Annotated in this window: 14 protein-coding genes and 1 pseudogene; 5 read left to right on the top strand and 10 right to left on the bottom strand. The window is 72.3% G+C overall.

What is annotated here, in order from left to right; translation table 11 throughout:
• The first annotated feature begins 98 nt into the window (after positions 1–98).
• The 5 genes and pseudogenes from QQY66_RS50070 (at position 99) to QQY66_RS50050 (ending at position 6394) form a co-directional block, all read left to right on the top strand.
• Positions 99–1052 (top strand): aromatase/cyclase, encoded by a 954-nt coding sequence (locus tag QQY66_RS50070; RefSeq protein WP_301987068.1) that lies wholly within the window; start codon positions 99–101, stop codon positions 1050–1052.
• A 170-nt stretch (positions 1053–1222) separates the two neighbouring features.
• Positions 1223–1555: pseudogene (locus tag QQY66_RS50065) on the top strand (sec-independent translocase); the annotation flags it as partial.
• 568 nt (positions 1556–2123) lie between these two features.
• Complete coding sequence (locus QQY66_RS50060; protein ID WP_301988010.1) at positions 2124–5489, top strand: condensation domain-containing protein; 3366 nt, start codon at positions 2124–2126, stop codon at positions 5487–5489.
• Between the two features lie 345 nt (positions 5490–5834).
• Entirely contained in the window at positions 5835–5975 is a 141-nt protein-coding gene (locus tag QQY66_RS50055; protein ID WP_301988009.1) for a hypothetical protein, read from the top strand.
• Between the two features lie 119 nt (positions 5976–6094).
• Positions 6095–6394, top strand: coding sequence for a DUF6059 family protein (locus tag QQY66_RS50050; protein ID WP_301988008.1), 300 nt, complete (start codon positions 6095–6097; stop codon positions 6392–6394).
• A gap of 20 nt (positions 6395–6414) precedes the next feature.
• Here QQY66_RS50050 and QQY66_RS50045 read toward each other — a convergent pair whose 3' ends face one another.
• The 10 genes from QQY66_RS50045 to mvk form a co-directional block, all read right to left on the bottom strand.
• On the bottom strand, positions 6415–7005 hold the full coding sequence (locus tag QQY66_RS50045) for a malonic semialdehyde reductase (protein ID WP_301988007.1): 591 nt from the start codon (positions 7003–7005) through the stop codon (positions 6415–6417).
• Between the two features lie 402 nt (positions 7006–7407).
• On the bottom strand, positions 7408–8361 hold the full coding sequence (tatC, locus tag QQY66_RS50040; protein WP_301988006.1) for a twin-arginine translocase subunit TatC: 954 nt from the start codon (positions 8359–8361) through the stop codon (positions 7408–7410).
• A gap of 43 nt (positions 8362–8404) precedes the next feature.
• A complete protein-coding gene (gene tatA, locus QQY66_RS50035; RefSeq protein WP_301988005.1) occupies positions 8405–8689 on the bottom strand; it encodes a Sec-independent protein translocase subunit TatA in 285 nt (94 codons plus the stop codon).
• Between the two features lie 145 nt (positions 8690–8834).
• Positions 8835–9869, bottom strand: coding sequence for a 3-oxoacyl-ACP synthase III family protein (locus tag QQY66_RS50030; RefSeq protein ID WP_301988004.1), 1035 nt, complete (start codon positions 9867–9869; stop codon positions 8835–8837).
• Positions 9870–10010: 141 nt separating this feature from the next.
• Positions 10011–11180: a hydroxymethylglutaryl-CoA synthase gene (locus tag QQY66_RS50025; RefSeq protein WP_301988003.1), complete on the bottom strand. Its 1170-nt coding sequence runs from the start codon at positions 11178–11180 to the stop codon at positions 10011–10013.
• Between the two features lie 2 nt (positions 11181–11182).
• Positions 11183–12244, bottom strand: coding sequence for a hydroxymethylglutaryl-CoA reductase (locus QQY66_RS50020; RefSeq protein ID WP_301988002.1), 1062 nt, complete (start codon positions 12242–12244; stop codon positions 11183–11185).
• Positions 12241–13332, bottom strand: coding sequence for a type 2 isopentenyl-diphosphate Delta-isomerase (gene fni, locus QQY66_RS50015; RefSeq protein ID WP_301988001.1), 1092 nt, complete (start codon positions 13330–13332; stop codon positions 12241–12243). Before fni ends, QQY66_RS50020 begins: the two co-directional genes overlap by 4 nt.
• Positions 13329–14447 (bottom strand): phosphomevalonate kinase, encoded by a 1119-nt coding sequence (locus QQY66_RS50010; protein ID WP_301988000.1) that lies wholly within the window; start codon positions 14445–14447, stop codon positions 13329–13331. Before QQY66_RS50010 ends, fni begins: the two co-directional genes overlap by 4 nt.
• Positions 14444–15496 carry a diphosphomevalonate decarboxylase gene (gene mvaD / locus QQY66_RS50005; protein ID WP_301987999.1) on the bottom strand — a complete coding sequence of 351 codons (1053 nt, stop codon included), beginning with the start codon at positions 15494–15496 and terminating at the stop codon, positions 14444–14446. The genes QQY66_RS50010 and mvaD overlap by 4 nt, the downstream gene beginning before the upstream one ends.
• On the bottom strand, positions 15486–16493 hold the full coding sequence (mvk, locus tag QQY66_RS50000) for a mevalonate kinase (RefSeq protein ID WP_301987998.1): 1008 nt from the start codon (positions 16491–16493) through the stop codon (positions 15486–15488). The genes mvaD and mvk overlap by 11 nt, the downstream gene beginning before the upstream one ends.
• Positions 16494–16670: the final 177 nt, after the last annotated feature.

Below are 16670 nucleotides of genomic sequence, written 5' to 3'. Positions count from 1 at the left end.
CGCTTCACCCGCTCATGCTCCAGCGGTTTTCATCCGGCCGTCCGAATTCTGTTCGCGTCCCCGTCCCGTCCGCGTAAGGCAAGGAGAGAGGTGTCCAGATGTCTGCTGAGCTCGCGGACAAGACCGCGCACACGGTGCACGTGTCCGCACCCGCCGGTGTGGTCTACGCGCTGATTACCGACGCGGCGAAGTGGCCGCTCTACTTCTCCCCGGTCATCCATGTGGAGCAGCTGGACTTCGACGGCGAACGGGGGTGGCTGAGGATGTGGTCCCTCATGGACGGCCTGCTGAAATCGTGGACCTCGTGGCGGCACCTGGACCCGGTGCAGCGCCGCGTGGACTTCCGGCAGGAACTGCCCGCGTCCCCGTTCGACTCGATGGGCGGCACCTTGAACGTGCGTTCGCAGGGCCCGCACCGTACCGAGCTGGAACTGCTGTACGACTACAGCATCACCGGGGACCGGCCCGATGACGTGGCGTGGGCGCAGCGGGCCACCGGCGGCAACAGCCGCGCCCAGCTCGCCGACGTGAAGGCCTTCGCCGAGCGGTGGACGCGCCTGGACGAACTGGTCCTGTCCTTCGAGGACTCGGTGCGCATCCACGGCCCGGCCGAGCTGGTCTACGACTTTCTCTACCGGGCCGGGGCCTGGCCCGAACTGGTCCCGCACGTCACCCGGGTCGACCTCACCGAGGACGCGCCCGGAGTGCAGCGCATGACCGTACAGACGCTGACCGAGTCCGGTTCGCACAGCGCCGAGTCGGTGCGGATCTGCTTCCCGCACGCGGGCCGCATCGTCTACAAGGAGACCGCGACCTCCCCCCTGCTGGGGGCACACACCGGCGAATGGTCCGTCGTCCCGGACGAGACGGGGGTGACCGTCCTCGCGCAGCACAGCGTCGTGCTGCGCGAGGAGAACATCACCGCCGTGCTGGGCGAGCAGGCGGGCCTGGCACACGCCCGCTGGCATGTGCGCCAGACCCTCGGCCGAAACTGCCGGGCCCTGCTGGCCCTGGCCAAGCAGCACGCGGAAAGCGCCGTCCGCATGCTGTGACCGCGGCCGGGCGCGGGCGGCCGCGCCCAAAAGCAGCCCTGCGCACGGGAAACGGCAGCGGTGTGCTGCGGGAATCCTTGGAAAGGAGTCGAGCCGCGGCACAAAGGAAAGCAGTGCCTCGCCGGGCACCCCGTACCGTGGTTTTTGCCCGGACATGGCGAGGAGCTGCAATGTTCAATGACATAGGCGCGCTTGAGCTGGTGATGCTCGCGATTCTTGCCGTGCTCATCTTCGGCCCGGACAAGCTGCCGAAGGTAATTCAGGACGCGGCCCGGATCATCCGGAAGGTCCGTGCCTTCTCGGACCAGGCCCAGCAGGACATCCGCGAGGAACTCGGCCCCGAGTTCAAGGACGTCAACTTCGAGGACCTGAATCCCAAGACGTTCATCCGCAAGCAGCTGGGCGACGACGAACTGGGGCTCAAGGAGATCCGTAACGGCTTCGACCTGCGCACACAAGCGGCAGAAGTCGCCGACGCGGTGAACGGCCAGGAGAGCGAGTCGCCCCGCAGGCCCGGACCCCCCTCGCCGCCGTAGCCGCCACCTGAACGTCCCCGCCCCGCCCCCCCTTTTTGAGGCAACGCCCCTTGGCCGGGGCGCCGGCCCGCCTGGGCCCGGCGCGGCTGGGCCCGGCGCCCCGGCTGGTGTGGTCACGGGCCCTGCCCTGGGGCACCGCTCGGCCCCCGCTGCACACCCGCTTGGGAAAACGGACGCCGGCGCCGTACGGCAACTAGCGTGCTTAGCCCGACCGTTGTGGACGTCCAGGCCAGGAGGCCGTCATGGGGGACAGGCACGACAGCCCGGCCCGGCCCACGCATACGCCGCCCTGCGCCGCCCGCGCCGCATCCACCCCTGCCAGCCCCGCCTGCCCGGGCCGGTGCGTGGCCTTCCACCGTGCCGCCGCCCCGGCCCCGTACGGCGCGAGGGGACGTGATCCGTCCGCCGCCCCGGCCGGGCCGCCGCCGCCTGGCCCGGCGGCCGGGTCGTTCTAGGAGCCCGCATGCCCGTTCAGCGCCCGCAGAAAGGAGAGAGGGTACCCGGCCCTCGCGACGGACCGCACACCCCGGCCACCATGACTGTTCACCGTTGCCCCCACGCGCCGATCTCCGTGCTCGTCGCCCCCGGCCCCGCCCCGTACGCGAGCCGGTGGGACCTCGAGCTGCGCGGGCCGCTCGACCGTGCCGCCCTGGACCACATCCTGGGCGAGCTCAGCGCCGATGACCTGGATCGGCCGGTGCCGCAGCACCAGCTGCTGCGGCACGGCCCCGACCACCACACGCTGCGGTTGTGGGCGACGCAGGCAGGGCCCGCCGCCTTGGTTTCGGGCCGCCTCGCCGATCGGCTCACCGAGCCGCCGCCGGCCGCCGGCCACCCGCTGACCACCGCCCAGCGCGCGGTCCTCGCATCCGGCGCAGCGCACCGCTATGAGGCGGTGCTGCTCGCAACGGACGCTGTGCCGGACGCGAGCGCGCTGCGCGAGGCCCTGGGTGCCGTCCTGGCCGCCCACCCTCAGCTGCGCTCCCGCATCTGCGGCCCGGACGGCCGGCTCACCGCCCAGGCCCAGGACGGGGCGGCAGGTCACCAGGATCCGCTGGTGGAGAGGGAGTTCACCAACGAGGCCGACTTCGGCGCGGCTGTGGACTTCACCGGCCGCACGCTCGACGCGCGCGCCGGCATCCAGCTGCGGGCGCTGCTCGCCAGGGACCGCCGTCCGGCCGGACCGCGTGCCGACCGGCTTGCCGTGGTCGCGCATGAGCTCGCCGTGGACGCCGCGTCCTGGCGCATCCTGCTCGACGACCTGGCCGCCGCCCTCGACGCGGTTGGTGCCGGACGTCCGGCGCGGCCGCAGCACCGGCCCGACGGCCTGGCCGACTGGATCGGCGAACTGCGGGAGCTGGCCCGTGACCCCGCCGAGGCGCGGCACTGGAGCCTGGTCGCCGGGCGCAGGCAGCGGGCGGGCGTTTCCCGCCGGCCCGCCCCGCCGGCCAGGCCGGGCGATGCGCCCGACGCCGCCCCGGCGCCCGCCCGCACGGCCGGGCTTGGGGAGGCCCGCCGCACCGGGTTCGTCCTGGACGAGGACCACACCGAGCGGATCGTCCAGGTCCTGGCCCGGCGGCTCGCGCTGACCCCCGCACAGGTGCTGACCGGCGTGTTCGCCCTCGCCCTTGCCCGCTGGCAGGGATCCGATGAGGTCAGCTTCGACGTACGCAGCGACCCCCGCAGCGGCCGGCGGAGCCTACGACACCACGTGGGCCGGCTCACCGACCCCTACCCGGTCCATCTCACACCGGACCAAGGCCTCGACCCGCTTCGCCAACTGACCGCTCTGGCCGGCCCCTTGGCCGACTGCGCGGGCGGCGCCCCGGGCGGCGCCGGCTTCGGAGCCTGCCGCGAGTGGAGCCCCGATCCGCTGCTGCGGCGCCGGCTGCGCGAACTGCCGCCCGCCCGGACGTGTCTGACCGTGCCCGGCCCCGGCGAACTGCTGCCCGGCTCCGCCCGCCCCGCGCGCGCCGGCGCACCGGGCCGGCCCCTGCACCGTGTCGAGGCGGGGGCCCAGCTCGCCGACGGCCGGCTGCACATCACTCTCGACTGGGCCACCGCCCCGGCCCACGGCGTCACCGACACATCGGTGGCCGCCCTCAAGGACCTGCTGCAGGATCTGCTGGCAGAACTGGCCGACGAGCCCGCCACCCCGGCTCCGCTCGTCTTGCGGGCCACCCCCCAGCAGTCGGCGCTGTACACGGGCGGCGAGGGACGGCCCGGCACCGGACGCCATGTCGAGCAGCTCGTATGGCTCTGGCACGGCCCGCTCGACGCCGGCCGCTTCGCCGCAGCCTGGCAGTCGGTCTTCGACTGCGAGACGGTGCTGCGCACCGCGTTCACCGGCGGCGGCGAACCGCTGCTCGTGGTGCACGACCGGGTCACGCCCGAGATCACCCGCCGGGCCATCAGCGACGACGACTGGCACCCCTTCCTCGAGCGGGACCGGCTGCGCGGCTTCGACCTGCACTGCCCCGCACTGCTGCGCCTCACCCTGCTGGAGGCGCAGCGGACCCCGCCCGCCCCCGCCATCGCCCCCACCCGGATCCTGGTCAGCTACCACCGGGCCCTGCTCGACACCTGGAGCGCGCACATCCTGCTGCGCGAGTTCTACCGCGCCTATCTCGCCGGCGGCATCCTGCCCGGCGGTGAGCGCCGCCCCGACCTGCGCGACTACACGGCCTGGGTCGCGGCCCAGAACCCGGAGCCCGCCCGCGGGTTCTGGGCGCGCAGCGCGCCCCCCGACGGTGCGGCCTCACGGCCCGGCCGGCCCGCCGCCACCGGCCTGACCGGCGCCGGCCGCGCCCGGCTCCGCCTGGATCCCGCCGACACCGCCCGCCTCGCCCGCTGGGCCGGCACCTGGGGCACGGCCGAGAGCAGCGTGCTGCAGGCCGTCTGGGCCATGCTGATCTACTGGGCCTCCGGCGCCACCAAAGCGGCCCCCGTCTGTTTCGCGGTGACCGTGTCGGGACGCGGCATACCGCTGGACGGCGCGGCCCGGATACCGGGGCCGCTGCACAACCCGCTCCCCATGACCGTCGAGGTGGACCCGGCGGGCACCGTGCCGCGTCTGCTGCGGCAACTGCGCGACCGCGCCATGGAGATGTCCGCATACGAATGGGTACCCGCCGACTGGATCCGCGCCTGGAGCCACAGCAGCGTGGACGCCGACACCGTCATCGCCTTCGAGGATCCGCCCCATCCGGTGGAAGGCCTGGAGGCCGAACTCGCCGCCCACGGTCTGCGGGCCGAGTTCCCCGGCATCCTGCCCGCCCACTCCGTGCTCCCCGTCGGGCTGCTGGCCCACCACGACAGCGCGGGCGGCCTGGTCCTCACGGAGGTACACGACCGGGCCCAGCTCGGGGAGGAGGCGGCCGGCGCGCTGCTGGCGCACAGTGCCCTGCTGCTGCGTGAACTTCCCCTGTGGGCGGACGAGTCCACCACGGTCGAAGAAGCCCTGCAGTTCCTTGAGGGCAGCACCGTACCCCTCATGGCCGACGCCTTCAGGGACGGCCAGGACACCCCCTTGGTCACCCTGCGCGCGGCGCGCCAGGACCAGGCGGGGACGATCTGCCTGATACCGCCGCCGGGCGCCCCCCTGACCTGCTACGACCTGCTGGCCCACGCCTATCCGGGCCCCCAGGAACTGCTGGTGCTCCCCGCCGAAGCCGACCCTGACGGCGCACAGCCCGCCCTCACCGCGCTCGGCAGGGACCAATCCCTGCTGCTCGGCGGATTCTCCGGAGCCGGCGCCCGCGCCTGTGACATCGCCCGGCGCATCGCGGCGGACGGCGGCCGCCCGCCGCGGGTGGTACTCGCCGGTGCGACGGCAGACGAGTGGGAGCGGGCCCGCGATCTGGCCGGAGCCCTGAAGGCCGCCACCGAAGGGGCCATCTGACGCCGACGGCGCGAGGGGCACCCCGGGGGGCGGCCCCGCAGCCGCGTGCCCGACGGCCGCGGCTGCGGGGCAGCCGCACCCCGGGGTGCGCCCGGTGCCCGCCGGGGCGCTGCCTGCCCGCCGTTTTCCCCACCGCTCCTCAAGCGTTTTCCCCACCGCTTTTCGAGCGTTTTTCGTGTGACGTTGTGCAGGGTGGCTGATGCACGGGCGGCCCCCGCCCGGTTGCCGGACTCGTCCGCAGGAGCTCTGAGCCGTCGGGAGCCTCATGCACGCGCCGGCGTCACGGCCGGCGGCCGTACAAGCCCGGCCGCCACCCCACGTGAGCCGGCCGGACAGGAGGATCGGATGTACGACACCGAAGAAGAGGGCAGCAGGATGCCCAACGAGCGGATGGATCTTTCCCTGCCGCACGTCCCGCCGCTCCGGCTTGCCGGAATCGACGAAGACGACACCTTGGAGCCCCACGTCGTGCGCGGTATCGACTGATTGCCAGGACGGCCCGGGCGGCGAGGCGAGTCGCTGCGGCCCGGGCATCCTCGACCGAGGTGCGAGTGGACCTTGACAGCCTGCGAAGACAGCCGCGAGCGAAGGTGCAGGGAGCGGTCATGAAACGGTTGTTGCGTCGCGGCCGGCAGGCGATGGCGGACCATTGCCTGCGCCCGCTGTGGCGGTCCCTGGTGACCTTCGGGGCCATCCACGCCGGCCCCGAGGCGTATCACGCGGCGGGCGGCCCCTCTTCGGCCTCGTGCACTCAGGATCCCTTCGCACACGCCCGGCAAGGCCCGCCGCCCGCCCACCCCGAGCGATTGCGCGCGGACCTGCCGCTCTCTGAGACGGAGCGGCAGCTCGCCCGTGAGCTGTGGCCGGCGTACCACGCCGGACGGCGTGTTTTTGACGGCAGCTGACCACCGGCCGGGCCGGCCGGTCAGACGGTGGTGATGACCTCGTCGATGTCCAGCCGCGGGGAGCGCGGCAACCAGGCGTCCGGGCCCGGCTTGCCGATGTTGACGATCATCAGCGGGCCGTGGTCGTCGTCCAGGAAGTCCTTCTGGACGCCGGCGAAGTCGAAACCGGTCATCGGGCCGGCGGCCAGGCCGGCGGAGCGGACGCCCATGATGAAGTACGCGGCCTGCAGGGCGCCGTTGACCAGGGCGGACCGCTCGCGGACCGGGCGCTCGGCGTAGAGCATGTCCTTGACCTGCGGCAAGTGTGGGAGCAGCTTGGGCAGTTCCTCGTGGAACTCGTTGTCCACGGAGAGGATCGCGACCAGCGGGGCAGTGGCGGTCTTCGCGCGGTTGGCCCTGGCCATGTGCTGCACCAGGCGGCCGCGGGCCTCGGCGGAGCGGACCAGGGCGATGCGCAGCGGGGCCTGGTTGAAGGCGGTCGGGCCGTACTTGACCAAGTCGTAGATCGCCTGGACCTGCTGCTCGGTCACCGGCTCGTCGGTGAACGTGTTGGCGGTTCTGGCCTCCCGGAACAGGAGGTTCTGGGCGGTGGTGCCAAGGACAAGCGACATGGCTGCAACCTTTGTGTCAGGGGCGGTGGACCAGCGTGCGGGCACTGCGCGGAGCATGCCTGTGTCTCCCGGGAACCCCCGGTCGTGCGTGATCGCTCTCACCGTGCGGCCCCGGTCGCTGAACGCGCCGGCCGGATTGCGAACGTGCCGGGGCCGGCGGCGGCCGGCGCACGGGACGCGGCACGGCGAACCGTCCGATCCCGGCGAGCGCGGACGCCGGCGGGCAGGCGAGCTGTCCGAGCAGCATCCCGGGCGCAGCGACCAGCAGGTGCGGGGCGGACACGGCGGTGCAGGTCGTGACATGGCGGCCGCTGCGCAAGGCGTGACCCCTTCGGCCGCCCGGGCCACGGGGCGGCCTTGCTCGTCTGCGCGCGGGGAGCTGCTGGTCACCGCCGCGGCCCGTCAGGTGATGTCGTCGTGGCCGTTCAGCCGCCGCTCCTGGTCCGGGCCGGCCTGCGCGGTGACGTGCGGTGCCGCGTACACCAGCTCGGCCGCGTCCACGTCCTGCGGGCAGAGGCCGAGGGGGGACGCTTCGTCGTCGCCGAGGCCGGCGTCGGGGTCGTTGCGGGCGCGGCGTCTGTCGTTGAGCAGGCAGATGACCAGCGCGATGACGCACAGGAGCGCGATCGGGGCGGCCAGCGACAGCATGGTCAGCGGGTCACCGGTCGGCGTGGCGAACGCGGAGAACAGGGCGATGCCCATGAGCATGCCGCGCCACCAGCCGGCCAGCCGCTTCCCGGTCAGCACTTTGGTGATGTTGAGCAGCACGAGCAGCAGCGGCAGCTCGAAGGCGAGCCCGAAGACGATCACCATGCGGGTGACCAGGTCGAGGTAGTCGTCGACCGGGAGCAGATTCTCGGTGTCCTGGGGGGTGAAGCCCAAAAGGACGGTCGCGGTCTGCGGAAGAATCACGTAGGCGAGCACGGCACCGCCGAGGAACAGCGGCACACCGGCGCCGACGAAGGCCAGCGCGTACTTCCTCTCACGGGTGTGCAGGCCGGGAGCCATGAAGGCCCACAGCTGGTAGAGCCAGATCGGCGATGCCAGGACCACGCCGGACATGAGCGAGACCTTGAGCGCGATCGAGAAGGGCGCGATGAGCCCGTTGACGGTCATGTCGGCGCACGGCACGCCGCCGTTCGCCTGCCGGCGCGAGCGGTCCGCACAGCCCACGGAGTCCAGGATCGGCCTCAGCAGGAAGTCGATCAGTTCCTTGTAGAAGACAGCGGCGACGACCGTGACGACCAGGACGCCCAGGACCGACTTCAGCAGCCGGTTACGCAGCTCACGCAGGTGCTCCGCGAGGGGCATGCGCCCCTCGGCGTTCTTGTCCTGCTTGCGGGCAGTCTTGAGCACCCCACGTTCCTCCGTCTCGTGCGGCGGCCGTCGGAACGCGGCGTCAGCTGTGGATGGTGTGGCGCGGCTCGGTCACCGCACGGGAGCCCGTCACGTCCCCTGGCGCGGCCTTCAGGGTGCGGGGCGCGGCCTGCCCGGCGGCCTCAGCGGGGTTGTGCGCGGTCGCCGCCGCCTCGTCGTCCTTCTTCATCGCCTTGGCCTCGCTCTTGAGAATGCGAGCGGACTTGCCGAGCGACCGGGCCATTTCCGGGAGCTTCTTCGCGCCGAAAAGCAGCGCGATGAGAGCAACTATCAGAACGATCTCCAGGGGCTTCAGATTGCCTGTCATGTGCCACTTCCTTCTTGCCGAAGCAGGGATCTGTTGCTCATGTGGAGGTACCGGCCAAATGGAGCACGACGAGAGGAGAATATGATGCGAGGAAGGCCGTCGGGTGGCCGTGCAACTGTCTCTTGAGCCGTTTTCCAGGGCCTCTTCACCATTCGACCAGCGCGAAACTCGCCGCCATGCCCCCGCCGAAGCCGGCCAGGAGGATCAGCTCGCCCGGGCGGAAGGCGCCCGCGCGGGCGGCCGCGTCCAGGGTGATCGGGATGGAGGCGGCTCCCGTGTTGCCGTAGTGGGTCAGCGTGCGGTGCATGGTGGCGCGGGGCATGGCCAGGTCCGTGAGGACTTCGTCGAGCATGACGCCGTTGGCCTGGTGCGGGATGACGTGGCTGATGTCGGCGGGCTCGACACCGGCCTCGTGGAGGAATCCCTTGACCAGCTGCGGCAGCTGCTCCACGACGAAGCGGCGCACCTCCCGCCCGTCCATCGCGAAGTACTGCAGGCCCGCGTCGAGGCCGGCCCGGTCCAGGGGCAGCCGGCTGCCGCCCGCGGGCACCTGGATCAGGCCCGAGAGGTCACCGAACGTGTGCAGCGCGACATGCCGCACGAGCGGGCCCTTCTCGGTCGTGCCCAGGACCATCGCGCCGGCGCCGTCCCCGAACAGCACGACCGTCTTGCGGTCGGCCGGGTTCAGGATGCGCGAGTACACGTCCGCGCCGATGACCAGCGCATAGCCGCCCCGCCGCAGGATCACGCTGCCGACCGCGGAGAGCGCGAACACCGTGCCGGAACACACCGCGTTGACGTCGAACGCCGCGGTGCCGGCCGCGCCGAGGTTTTGCTGGACATAGGCCGCCGTGGGCGGCTGGGGCCGGTCCGGCGTGGACGTGGCGACCGCGATCACGGACAGCTGCTCGGCGGTGATGCCGGCCGACTCCATCGCGGCACGCGCCGCGGCCGTCGCCAGATCCGAGGTGGCCTGCCCGACGGCGGCCCAACGCCGCTGGCGGATCGCGGTCTTACGGGTGATCCAGGCGTCGTCCACCCCGGCCGGCGCACCGACTTCGTCGTTGGAGACGACCCTTGGCGGCACGTAGGCGCCCGTACCGAGAATCCTGACATCGATGGCGCCGACGATCCGGTCCGGCCCGTCGGCACCCGGACCGAGGTTCTTGACATCCCTCATGCGCGTGCCCTCCCCTTAATCCTTAATGGGTCTGTGAACACAGGTGTGAAAGGCCGGCAGGTATGCGGCCATGACTGACCCGTTGCGCGGGCAGCCCGCGAGAAGGCTGCCCACGCAGCGCAACGGGTGCTCAAGGTGCTGCTAGCGCGTCTGGTAGAGGCGCTTGTGGCCGCTGAGCCCGGCCAGCCGGAAGGGCCCGGTGGTCTGTGCCTCGGTGGCGTGGTGGCCGCCGTCGGTCGGGAAGGACCGCGCGTGCAGCGCGCGGTAGCCGGCGTAGTCGACGGGCTTGCGCCGGGCGATCGCCTGGCGGTTCTGCCCGGTGCGCAGGTGCTCGCGGTAGCCGGCGACCACGGTGGCGGCGAAGAACTCGGCGACGCTGCCGGAGCCGTAGCTGAACAAGCCGACGGGCCGGCCGGTCAGGTCGTCTGCCTGGTCGAGCAGCGCGGCGAGGGCGAGGTACACCGACGCGGTGTAGCTGTTGCCGATCACGGTGTTGTAGGCCGTGGTGCGGGCGATGGCGCGCGCGATGTCGTCCTTGTCGGTGTCGTAGCCGCAGTAGTTCAGCAGGTGGCGGTGCGCCTTGTAGGCCATCTTCGTGAACGGCTGGTGGTAGCAGAACGCGGCGAACTCCTCGAGCGTGCGGCCGCCCTGCTCCGCGTAGTCCTTCCAGGTGCCCTCGACGGCCTGCAGATACGCGTTGATGGACTCCTGCCCGTCGACCAGGGCCGCATCCCGGTAGTTGGGCCGCCAGAAGTCCATGACGTCGGCGGTGAACAGGCCGGAGGGGTCCTCGATGCGCACCAGGGCGGGATCCGCGCCGACCAGCATGGCCACCGCCGCCGCGCCCTGGGTGGCCTCACCGGGGCTGTCCAGCTCGTACTTGGAGACGTCGCTGGCGATCACGAGGACCTGCTGCGCGGGATCACGCCGTACCAGGCCGATGGCGAACTGCAGGGCCGCCGTCGCCCCGTAGCAGGCCTGCTTCAGCTCCACGACCCGGGTGGCCGAGGGCAGCTGGAGCAGGGAATGGACGTACACACCGGCCGACTTCGCCTGGTCGATGGAGGACTCGGTGGCGAACACGACCGTGCGGATCCGGTCGCTGCCGTGCCGGGCGATGACGGGCGCGGCCGCCGCCGCCCCCATGGTCACGATGTCCTCGTCGGCGGCCGGAATGCTCATCGACTCCTGGCCGATGCCCACATGGTATTTGCCGATCTCGGTGCCGTTGTAGGCGGCCAGTGCCGTGTGCGGCAGGACGAACTCGGCTGTCGCGAACGACAGATCGTGTATTCCGATGGAGAGGGACATGCCTATGCACCTACCTTTACGGTCGTGTTGTCGCGTTCCAGCGCCACGTGCGCGCGCATGAGTTCACCGGGGTTCGTCTGGGCCGCGAGCAGCGAGAGTTCACCGCACAGCACGGTGGCCGCGGCGATGACGGCGAGCCGGCGCGCGTTCTCGCCGGGCGCACGCTCGGCCCGGCAGCCGAGCCGGGTCAGGTTCGTCTCCACGAAGGCGAGGCCCTTGCCGTTGCCGACGGAGCCCACGATCAGGTTGGGCAGCGTGCAGGAGAAATAGAGGTCGCCGCCGCGGTCCTCGGCCATGACGACGCCCTGCGAGCCTTCGATGATGTTGGCCGCGTCCTGGCCCGTGGCCAGGTAGAACGCGAGCAGCATGTTCGCGTAGTGGGCGTTCGCCGAGCGGATACCGCCGGCGAGCAGGGTGCCGAGCAGGTTCTTGCGGATGTTCAGCTCGACGATCTTCGCGGCCGTCGTGTGCAGGACGCCCTCCACCACCTCCCGCGGCACGAGCAGTTCCGTGACCACGTTCTTGCCGCGGCCGAGGATGCCGTTGATCGCGGTGGCCTTCTTGTCCGTGCAGTAGTTCCCGGAGATCGATCCGTAGGCGATGCCGGGAACGGTCTGCAGCAGGTGCCCCAGCAGCGCGTCGGACGCCAGCGTCGCCATGTTGTGCCCGGAGGCGTCGCCGGTGGAGAACTCGAACCGGATGAACAGCAGGTTGGCCGTGATCTCGTGCCGGATGCCGATCAGCTGGGCGAACCTGCTGCAGCCGCGCACCACCTCGCGCAGCTCGTCGATGCGTGCCTCGATCATCCGCGCGGCGGTGTGCGCGGTCTGCGCGTTACTGGCCTCGACGAGCACCGAACGGGTCATCCGCTCGTCGACGAGGGTGGCGACGATGCCCTGCTCGGCCAGCCTGGACACCTTCGCCCCCCGGCCCACGGAGGGCCACAGCGGCGACTCGTAGGTGGCCAGCGGCACGTGGGTCTCGGTGGTGGCGACGTTCCCGGAAATACGAAGGGGCCCCACCCACTTCATCGGGACCCCGGCTATCGCGTGTGCTTCGGTCATCGTGTGCTTCCCGTCATCTCGGTAAGGGCGTCGATGGAGCTGGAACGCTGGGCGAGCCGCCGTGTGTCGATGCCCCGGTCGGCGCAGAAGTTGCGCAGGGTGCCGTGCAGCAGCAGGTCGCAGCGGGTGAGGTCGGCGGGGGTACGCGCGCCGAGCATGGTCTGCAGTGCCGCGAGCTGGTCGAGCCACCTAGAGATCTGCGCGATCAGCGCAAAGACGTCGTGGTCGAGCAGGGTGCGCAGGAAGCCCCCGGACGAGCCGACGGCAACGGCGCCGAGCGCCAGCGCGCGGGCGACGTCCAGGGGGTGGCGCACCCCCCCGGAGGCCAGGACGGGCAGGCCGGCATCGCTCGCGTCCAGCAGACAGGCGGCGGTGGACTGCCCCCAGCCGTGCAGGAAGGCGTAGTCGGCGAGTTCGCGGCGGCCGTTCTCGATGCGGGCGAAGTCCGTGCCGCCCCGGCCGCTGAGATCCGCCGCGCGCACCCCCAGGTTCGCAAGCCGCAGGACGGTCTGCCGGCTCAGCCCGTTGCCGACCTCCTTGACGATCACGGGGACGTCGACGGACGCCGCGATCTTCTCGATCTGCCCGGGCCAGGACGCGAACGACCGGTCGCCCTCCGGCATGGGCGTTTCCTGGGCGGTGTTGATGTGGATCTGCAGGGCGTTGGCCTGGAGCAGGTCGATGGCGCGCCGCGCGTTGTCGACCGAGCAGGTGGCATTGACGTTCGCCAGGACGAACCCGTGCGGGTTGTGCCGGCGCAGGACCCGGAAGGTGTCCGCGCAGCCGGGGTCCTTGAAGTAGGCGTGCATGGATCCCGACGCGATGGCCAGCCCCGTCTCCCGGGCGGCGGTGGCCAGATCCCGGTTGATGGCACCGGTCTTGACGCTGCCGCCGGTCATCGCGTTGATGTAGAGCGGCGCCTGCCAGGTGATGCCGGCGAAGGTCGTGGCCAGGGACACCTCCGGCCGGTCGATGCCGGCCAGGGCGTGGTGGACGAACGACACCTCGTCGAACTGGTTGTGTCCGGTGTGAGCATGCTGCTGCTCCATGGCGAGCCGGACGTGGTCGTCCTTGCGTGAAGCGCTCATTCCTCGTTCCCTTCCGGGGCGGGACGCATCGGCAGGGGCAGCACCCCGGCCGCGGCCCACCGCCTGTGTACGTGCGCGATGTCGTGCGGGGCGCCCGGGTCCAGCAGGGCGATGCCGCAGTCGCCACCGCCTGCTCCCGAGGGCTTGGCCGCGCCGCCGACGCCCTCGGCGGCGTCGCACAGTGCCGTCAGCTCGCTGGTGAAGATGCCCAGGCCGACCTCGTCGTCGAGGCGGGCCAGCTCGTGGCGGGCCCGGCGGATCTGGTGCAGCAGGCCCTTCCCGTCGCCGGCCTCGAGCGCGCCGATCGCGGCGCGCACCACGTCGGTGGTGGTCTTGATGAACGTGTGGTGCAAGGCGCTGCCCCGCCAGGTTTGCCGGTGCAGCCCGGACACCAGGGACGCGGTGGAGGCCGGGTTTCCGCTCCAGCCGACCTGCAGGCACAGGCCGCTGGGGGGCGGCAGCCGGCGTACCGCGAAACCCGGCCAGGGCGCGCGCAGCGCCTCCTGGACGCCCCGGCGGCGCGCCAGGTCGAGCACCGCGTCCCGGTCGGGTGCCTGGTACGCGATCCAGCCGCCCCAGGTGCCGGCGGCGAGATCACCGCCGGAGCCCTTCGGGTCGAGCCGGGCCGTGGCGAGCATGGCCAGGCGGAACCGGGCCTCGCGCGACAGGCCGAGGCCGCAGTACGCCGCCACGGCCGCGACGCTCGCCACGGTCACCGCGCCGCTCGAGCCCAGGCCGTACTTCCTGCCGCCCTCGTGCAGGGCGCTGCTGACCGAGACGTCCAACGCGGGCACGGGCAGGCCGCGTTCGGCCAGCAGCTCGCCCACGGTCTCGATCGCGGACACCACATGGGCCAGCGCGTCGCGGGCACGCTGCTCGTCCTGTTCGCCGTACACGTCGAGCCGGCCGCCGCGCCATTGCCAGCGCACCCCGCGCGGGCCGAGGTCGGAGGAGATCACGACGCCGGATTGGGCCCGGCCGGACACGGTGACGGTGAGGTAGCGGTCGACCGCCACCAGGATCGCCGGGTTGCCGGGCTCCACCACCGCGTACTCGCCCGCGACGAACAGCTTGCCCGGCGCGCGCCGCACAACCGATCGCCGGCGCGTCATCATCCGCCCTCGTTCAGCAGGCGGGCACCGGGCCCCGGCCCGGCGATGTGCACCGAGCCGCCCGCGGCGGCGGTGCGCACCACCGCGGCCACCTTGTCCGCATCCGCGCGCCGGCACAGCACCTTGACGTTCGGCCCGGCGTCCATCGTCGCGTAGGCCGCGACGCCGTCGGCCCTGAGCTGCAGCACGCTGTCCAGCACGGTGAGCGTGGCCGGCGACAGGTAGCGCACCGCCGGGCGCGCCGCCAGCATGGTCGCGTGCATACCGAGCGCGTTGCGCTCCGCGATCTCCCCGACCGCCTCCAGGTCGCCGCGGCTGAGCGCCGCCCGCATGTCGGCCAGGTCGCCGGTGCTGGAGTGGGCCCACGGCTCGTACAGCGGGGAGGTGTCGACGGTCCGGCGCATCGCCTCACGGCTGGAGATGGCCTTGGGCCCGGCGTTGACCACCGCGATGACCAGCGCCGGGTCGAGGCCGGCGGTGCGCACCGGTGCGGCGTACGAGCTCACGTCCGCCTCCGTGGCCGTGCCGGTGCGCGTCCCGGCGTGCCAGACGGCGAAGCCGCCGAAGAGCGACCGCGATGCCGACCCGGACCCGCGCCGGGCCAGGCGCGACAGCGCGGTGGCGTCGAGAGTGAGCCCGTACGCGGCGGCGGCGGCGACGGCGAGAGCGGCGAACCCGCTGGCGGAGGACGCGAGCCCGGCCCCGGTGGGGACGGTGTTCTCGGTGTCGACGACGGCCCGCTGCCCCGCCCCGGCCCGCTGCCGCACCAGGTCCAGGAACGCGACGATGCGGCGCTCGGCCTCACCCGTCGCGGGCAGGCCGCCCAGCGTGACCGCGTCCTGCTCCGCCTCGGGGGCGAGCCGGACGCGGGTGGTCGTCGGGAAGATGTCCAACGTCATCGACAGGCTGTCGGTCCGGGGCAGGAACAGCTGCTCGTCCCGCTTGCCCCAGTACTTGATCAGCGCGATGTTCGGGTGCGCGACGGCCGTGGCCTCGCCCGCGCCGTGTGTGTCCTGCCCTGCCGCCGGCGTGGCCGGCTGTTCAGCGCGCATGGCCGGCGAGCCTCCTCAGCGGCACGACCCACGTCTGGACGGCGCCGGCTTCGTGCAGCTGCCGGGCGACCTGCCTGGCCCGCTCCGGCTGGGTCAGGGCCAGGACGCAGCCGCCCAGCCCACCCCCGGTGATCTTGGCGCCGAGGCTGCCTGCCGTGAGCGCGGCCTGGACCATCGCGTCGATCCGGCCGGTACTGAGGCCGGCCGCACGCAGCAGTTCGTGGTAGCCGGTCAGCCGCAGGCCCAGTTCGGCCGCCTCGCCCGCGGCGAGAGCCTGCTCGGCCTCGCAGACGAGCTGCGCGGCGCGGCGCACAAACCGCTCCTGCGCTCCTGCCCGGCGCTCGAATCCCGCACGCAGCAGCTCGACCGCTTCCTTGGTGCTGCCCGCGGTGCCGCTGTCGGCGATGATGAACAGGCCGTCGCAGCCGATGCTCAACTCCCGGGCCCTGCCCGCCTGGAACCGCAGGGGGGCCGATGCGCCGACGGTCATGGCATCGACGCCGCTGGCCCGGCCGTGCGTCACGTTCTCGGCCGTCTGCACCAGGTCGAACGCCGCGCTCTGCGTCATGTCGCGGCCGAAGAGATCGGCCAGGGCCAGGACGATCGCCCGCGAGTTCGCGGCGCTGGAGCCGAGCCCGCGGCCGGGCGGGATGGCGCCGTCGAGGATCACGTCGAGGTGGGGCCGGCCCGGCACGCCCATGCGTGCGGTGAAGGCGGCGGCCAGCCGCCGCAGCCCGTCGGAGGCCTGCGTCACCACCGCCCTCGAGGCGGAGCCGGTCATGGTGAAGGACAACTCGCCCTGGGTGTCAAAGGCGTTGGAAGACCATCCGGCGCTCGCCGTGGCCGTCAGCTGCGGAACCGGCAGAGCGAGCGCCGCGCTCCCGTACACGACCGCGTGCTCACCCAGCAGGACGGCCTTGGCGTGGGCGCGGCCGATGCCGACGGAGCGAGCCCGATGGTTTTCCGAAACCCCCTCCACTGAGGTCGGTAGAGTCAACGCACTCAGCTCCCCTTGTTGTTTCTGCATTGAGATCGCATCGTCCAGATTTCTCGGAAGGAATGCGGCGGGGCGTCATTCCTTGCATCAGGCGTTGCAGGGATCAGCACACTCACCGAGCCGCACGCGGCGGCAACCACGGCGCGCAGCACGGAGCTCGGTGAGGTGAGGAGGCAT

The organism is Streptomyces sp. DG2A-72, assembly GCF_030499575.1.
In the GTDB taxonomy this organism is placed as follows: Bacteria; Actinomycetota; Actinomycetes; order Streptomycetales; family Streptomycetaceae; genus Streptomyces.
Note: the sequence above shows the minus strand (reverse complement) of the source record. Positions and strands in the feature narration are given on the sequence as shown.

Bases quoted from the DNA above. Each gene is read 5' to 3' on its own strand.
- QQY66_RS50070 (WP_301987068.1), top strand. From the start codon at position 99: ATGTCTGCTGAGCTCGCGGACAAGACCGCGCACACGGTGCACGTGTCC.
- QQY66_RS50060 (WP_301988010.1), top strand. From the start codon at position 2,124: ATGACTGTTCACCGTTGCCCCCACGCGCCGATCTCCGTGCTCGTCGCC.
- QQY66_RS50055 (WP_301988009.1), top strand. From the start codon at position 5,835: ATGTACGACACCGAAGAAGAGGGCAGCAGGATGCCCAACGAGCGGATG.
- QQY66_RS50050 (WP_301988008.1), top strand. From the start codon at position 6,095: ATGAAACGGTTGTTGCGTCGCGGCCGGCAGGCGATGGCGGACCATTGC.
- QQY66_RS50045 (WP_301988007.1), bottom strand. From the start codon at position 7,005: ATGTCGCTTGTCCTTGGCACCACCGCCCAGAACCTCCTGTTCCGGGAG.
- tatA (WP_301988005.1), bottom strand. From the start codon at position 8,689: ATGACAGGCAATCTGAAGCCCCTGGAGATCGTTCTGATAGTTGCTCTC.
- QQY66_RS50030 (WP_301988004.1), bottom strand. From the start codon at position 9,869: ATGAGGGATGTCAAGAACCTCGGTCCGGGTGCCGACGGGCCGGACCGG.
- QQY66_RS50025 (WP_301988003.1), bottom strand. From the start codon at position 11,180: ATGTCCCTCTCCATCGGAATACACGATCTGTCGTTCGCGACAGCCGAG.
- QQY66_RS50020 (WP_301988002.1), bottom strand. From the start codon at position 12,244: ATGACCGAAGCACACGCGATAGCCGGGGTCCCGATGAAGTGGGTGGGG.
- fni (WP_301988001.1), bottom strand. From the start codon at position 13,332: ATGAGCGCTTCACGCAAGGACGACCACGTCCGGCTCGCCATGGAGCAG.
- QQY66_RS50010 (WP_301988000.1), bottom strand. From the start codon at position 14,447: ATGATGACGCGCCGGCGATCGGTTGTGCGGCGCGCGCCGGGCAAGCTG.
- mvaD (WP_301987999.1), bottom strand. From the start codon at position 15,496: ATGCGCGCTGAACAGCCGGCCACGCCGGCGGCAGGGCAGGACACACAC.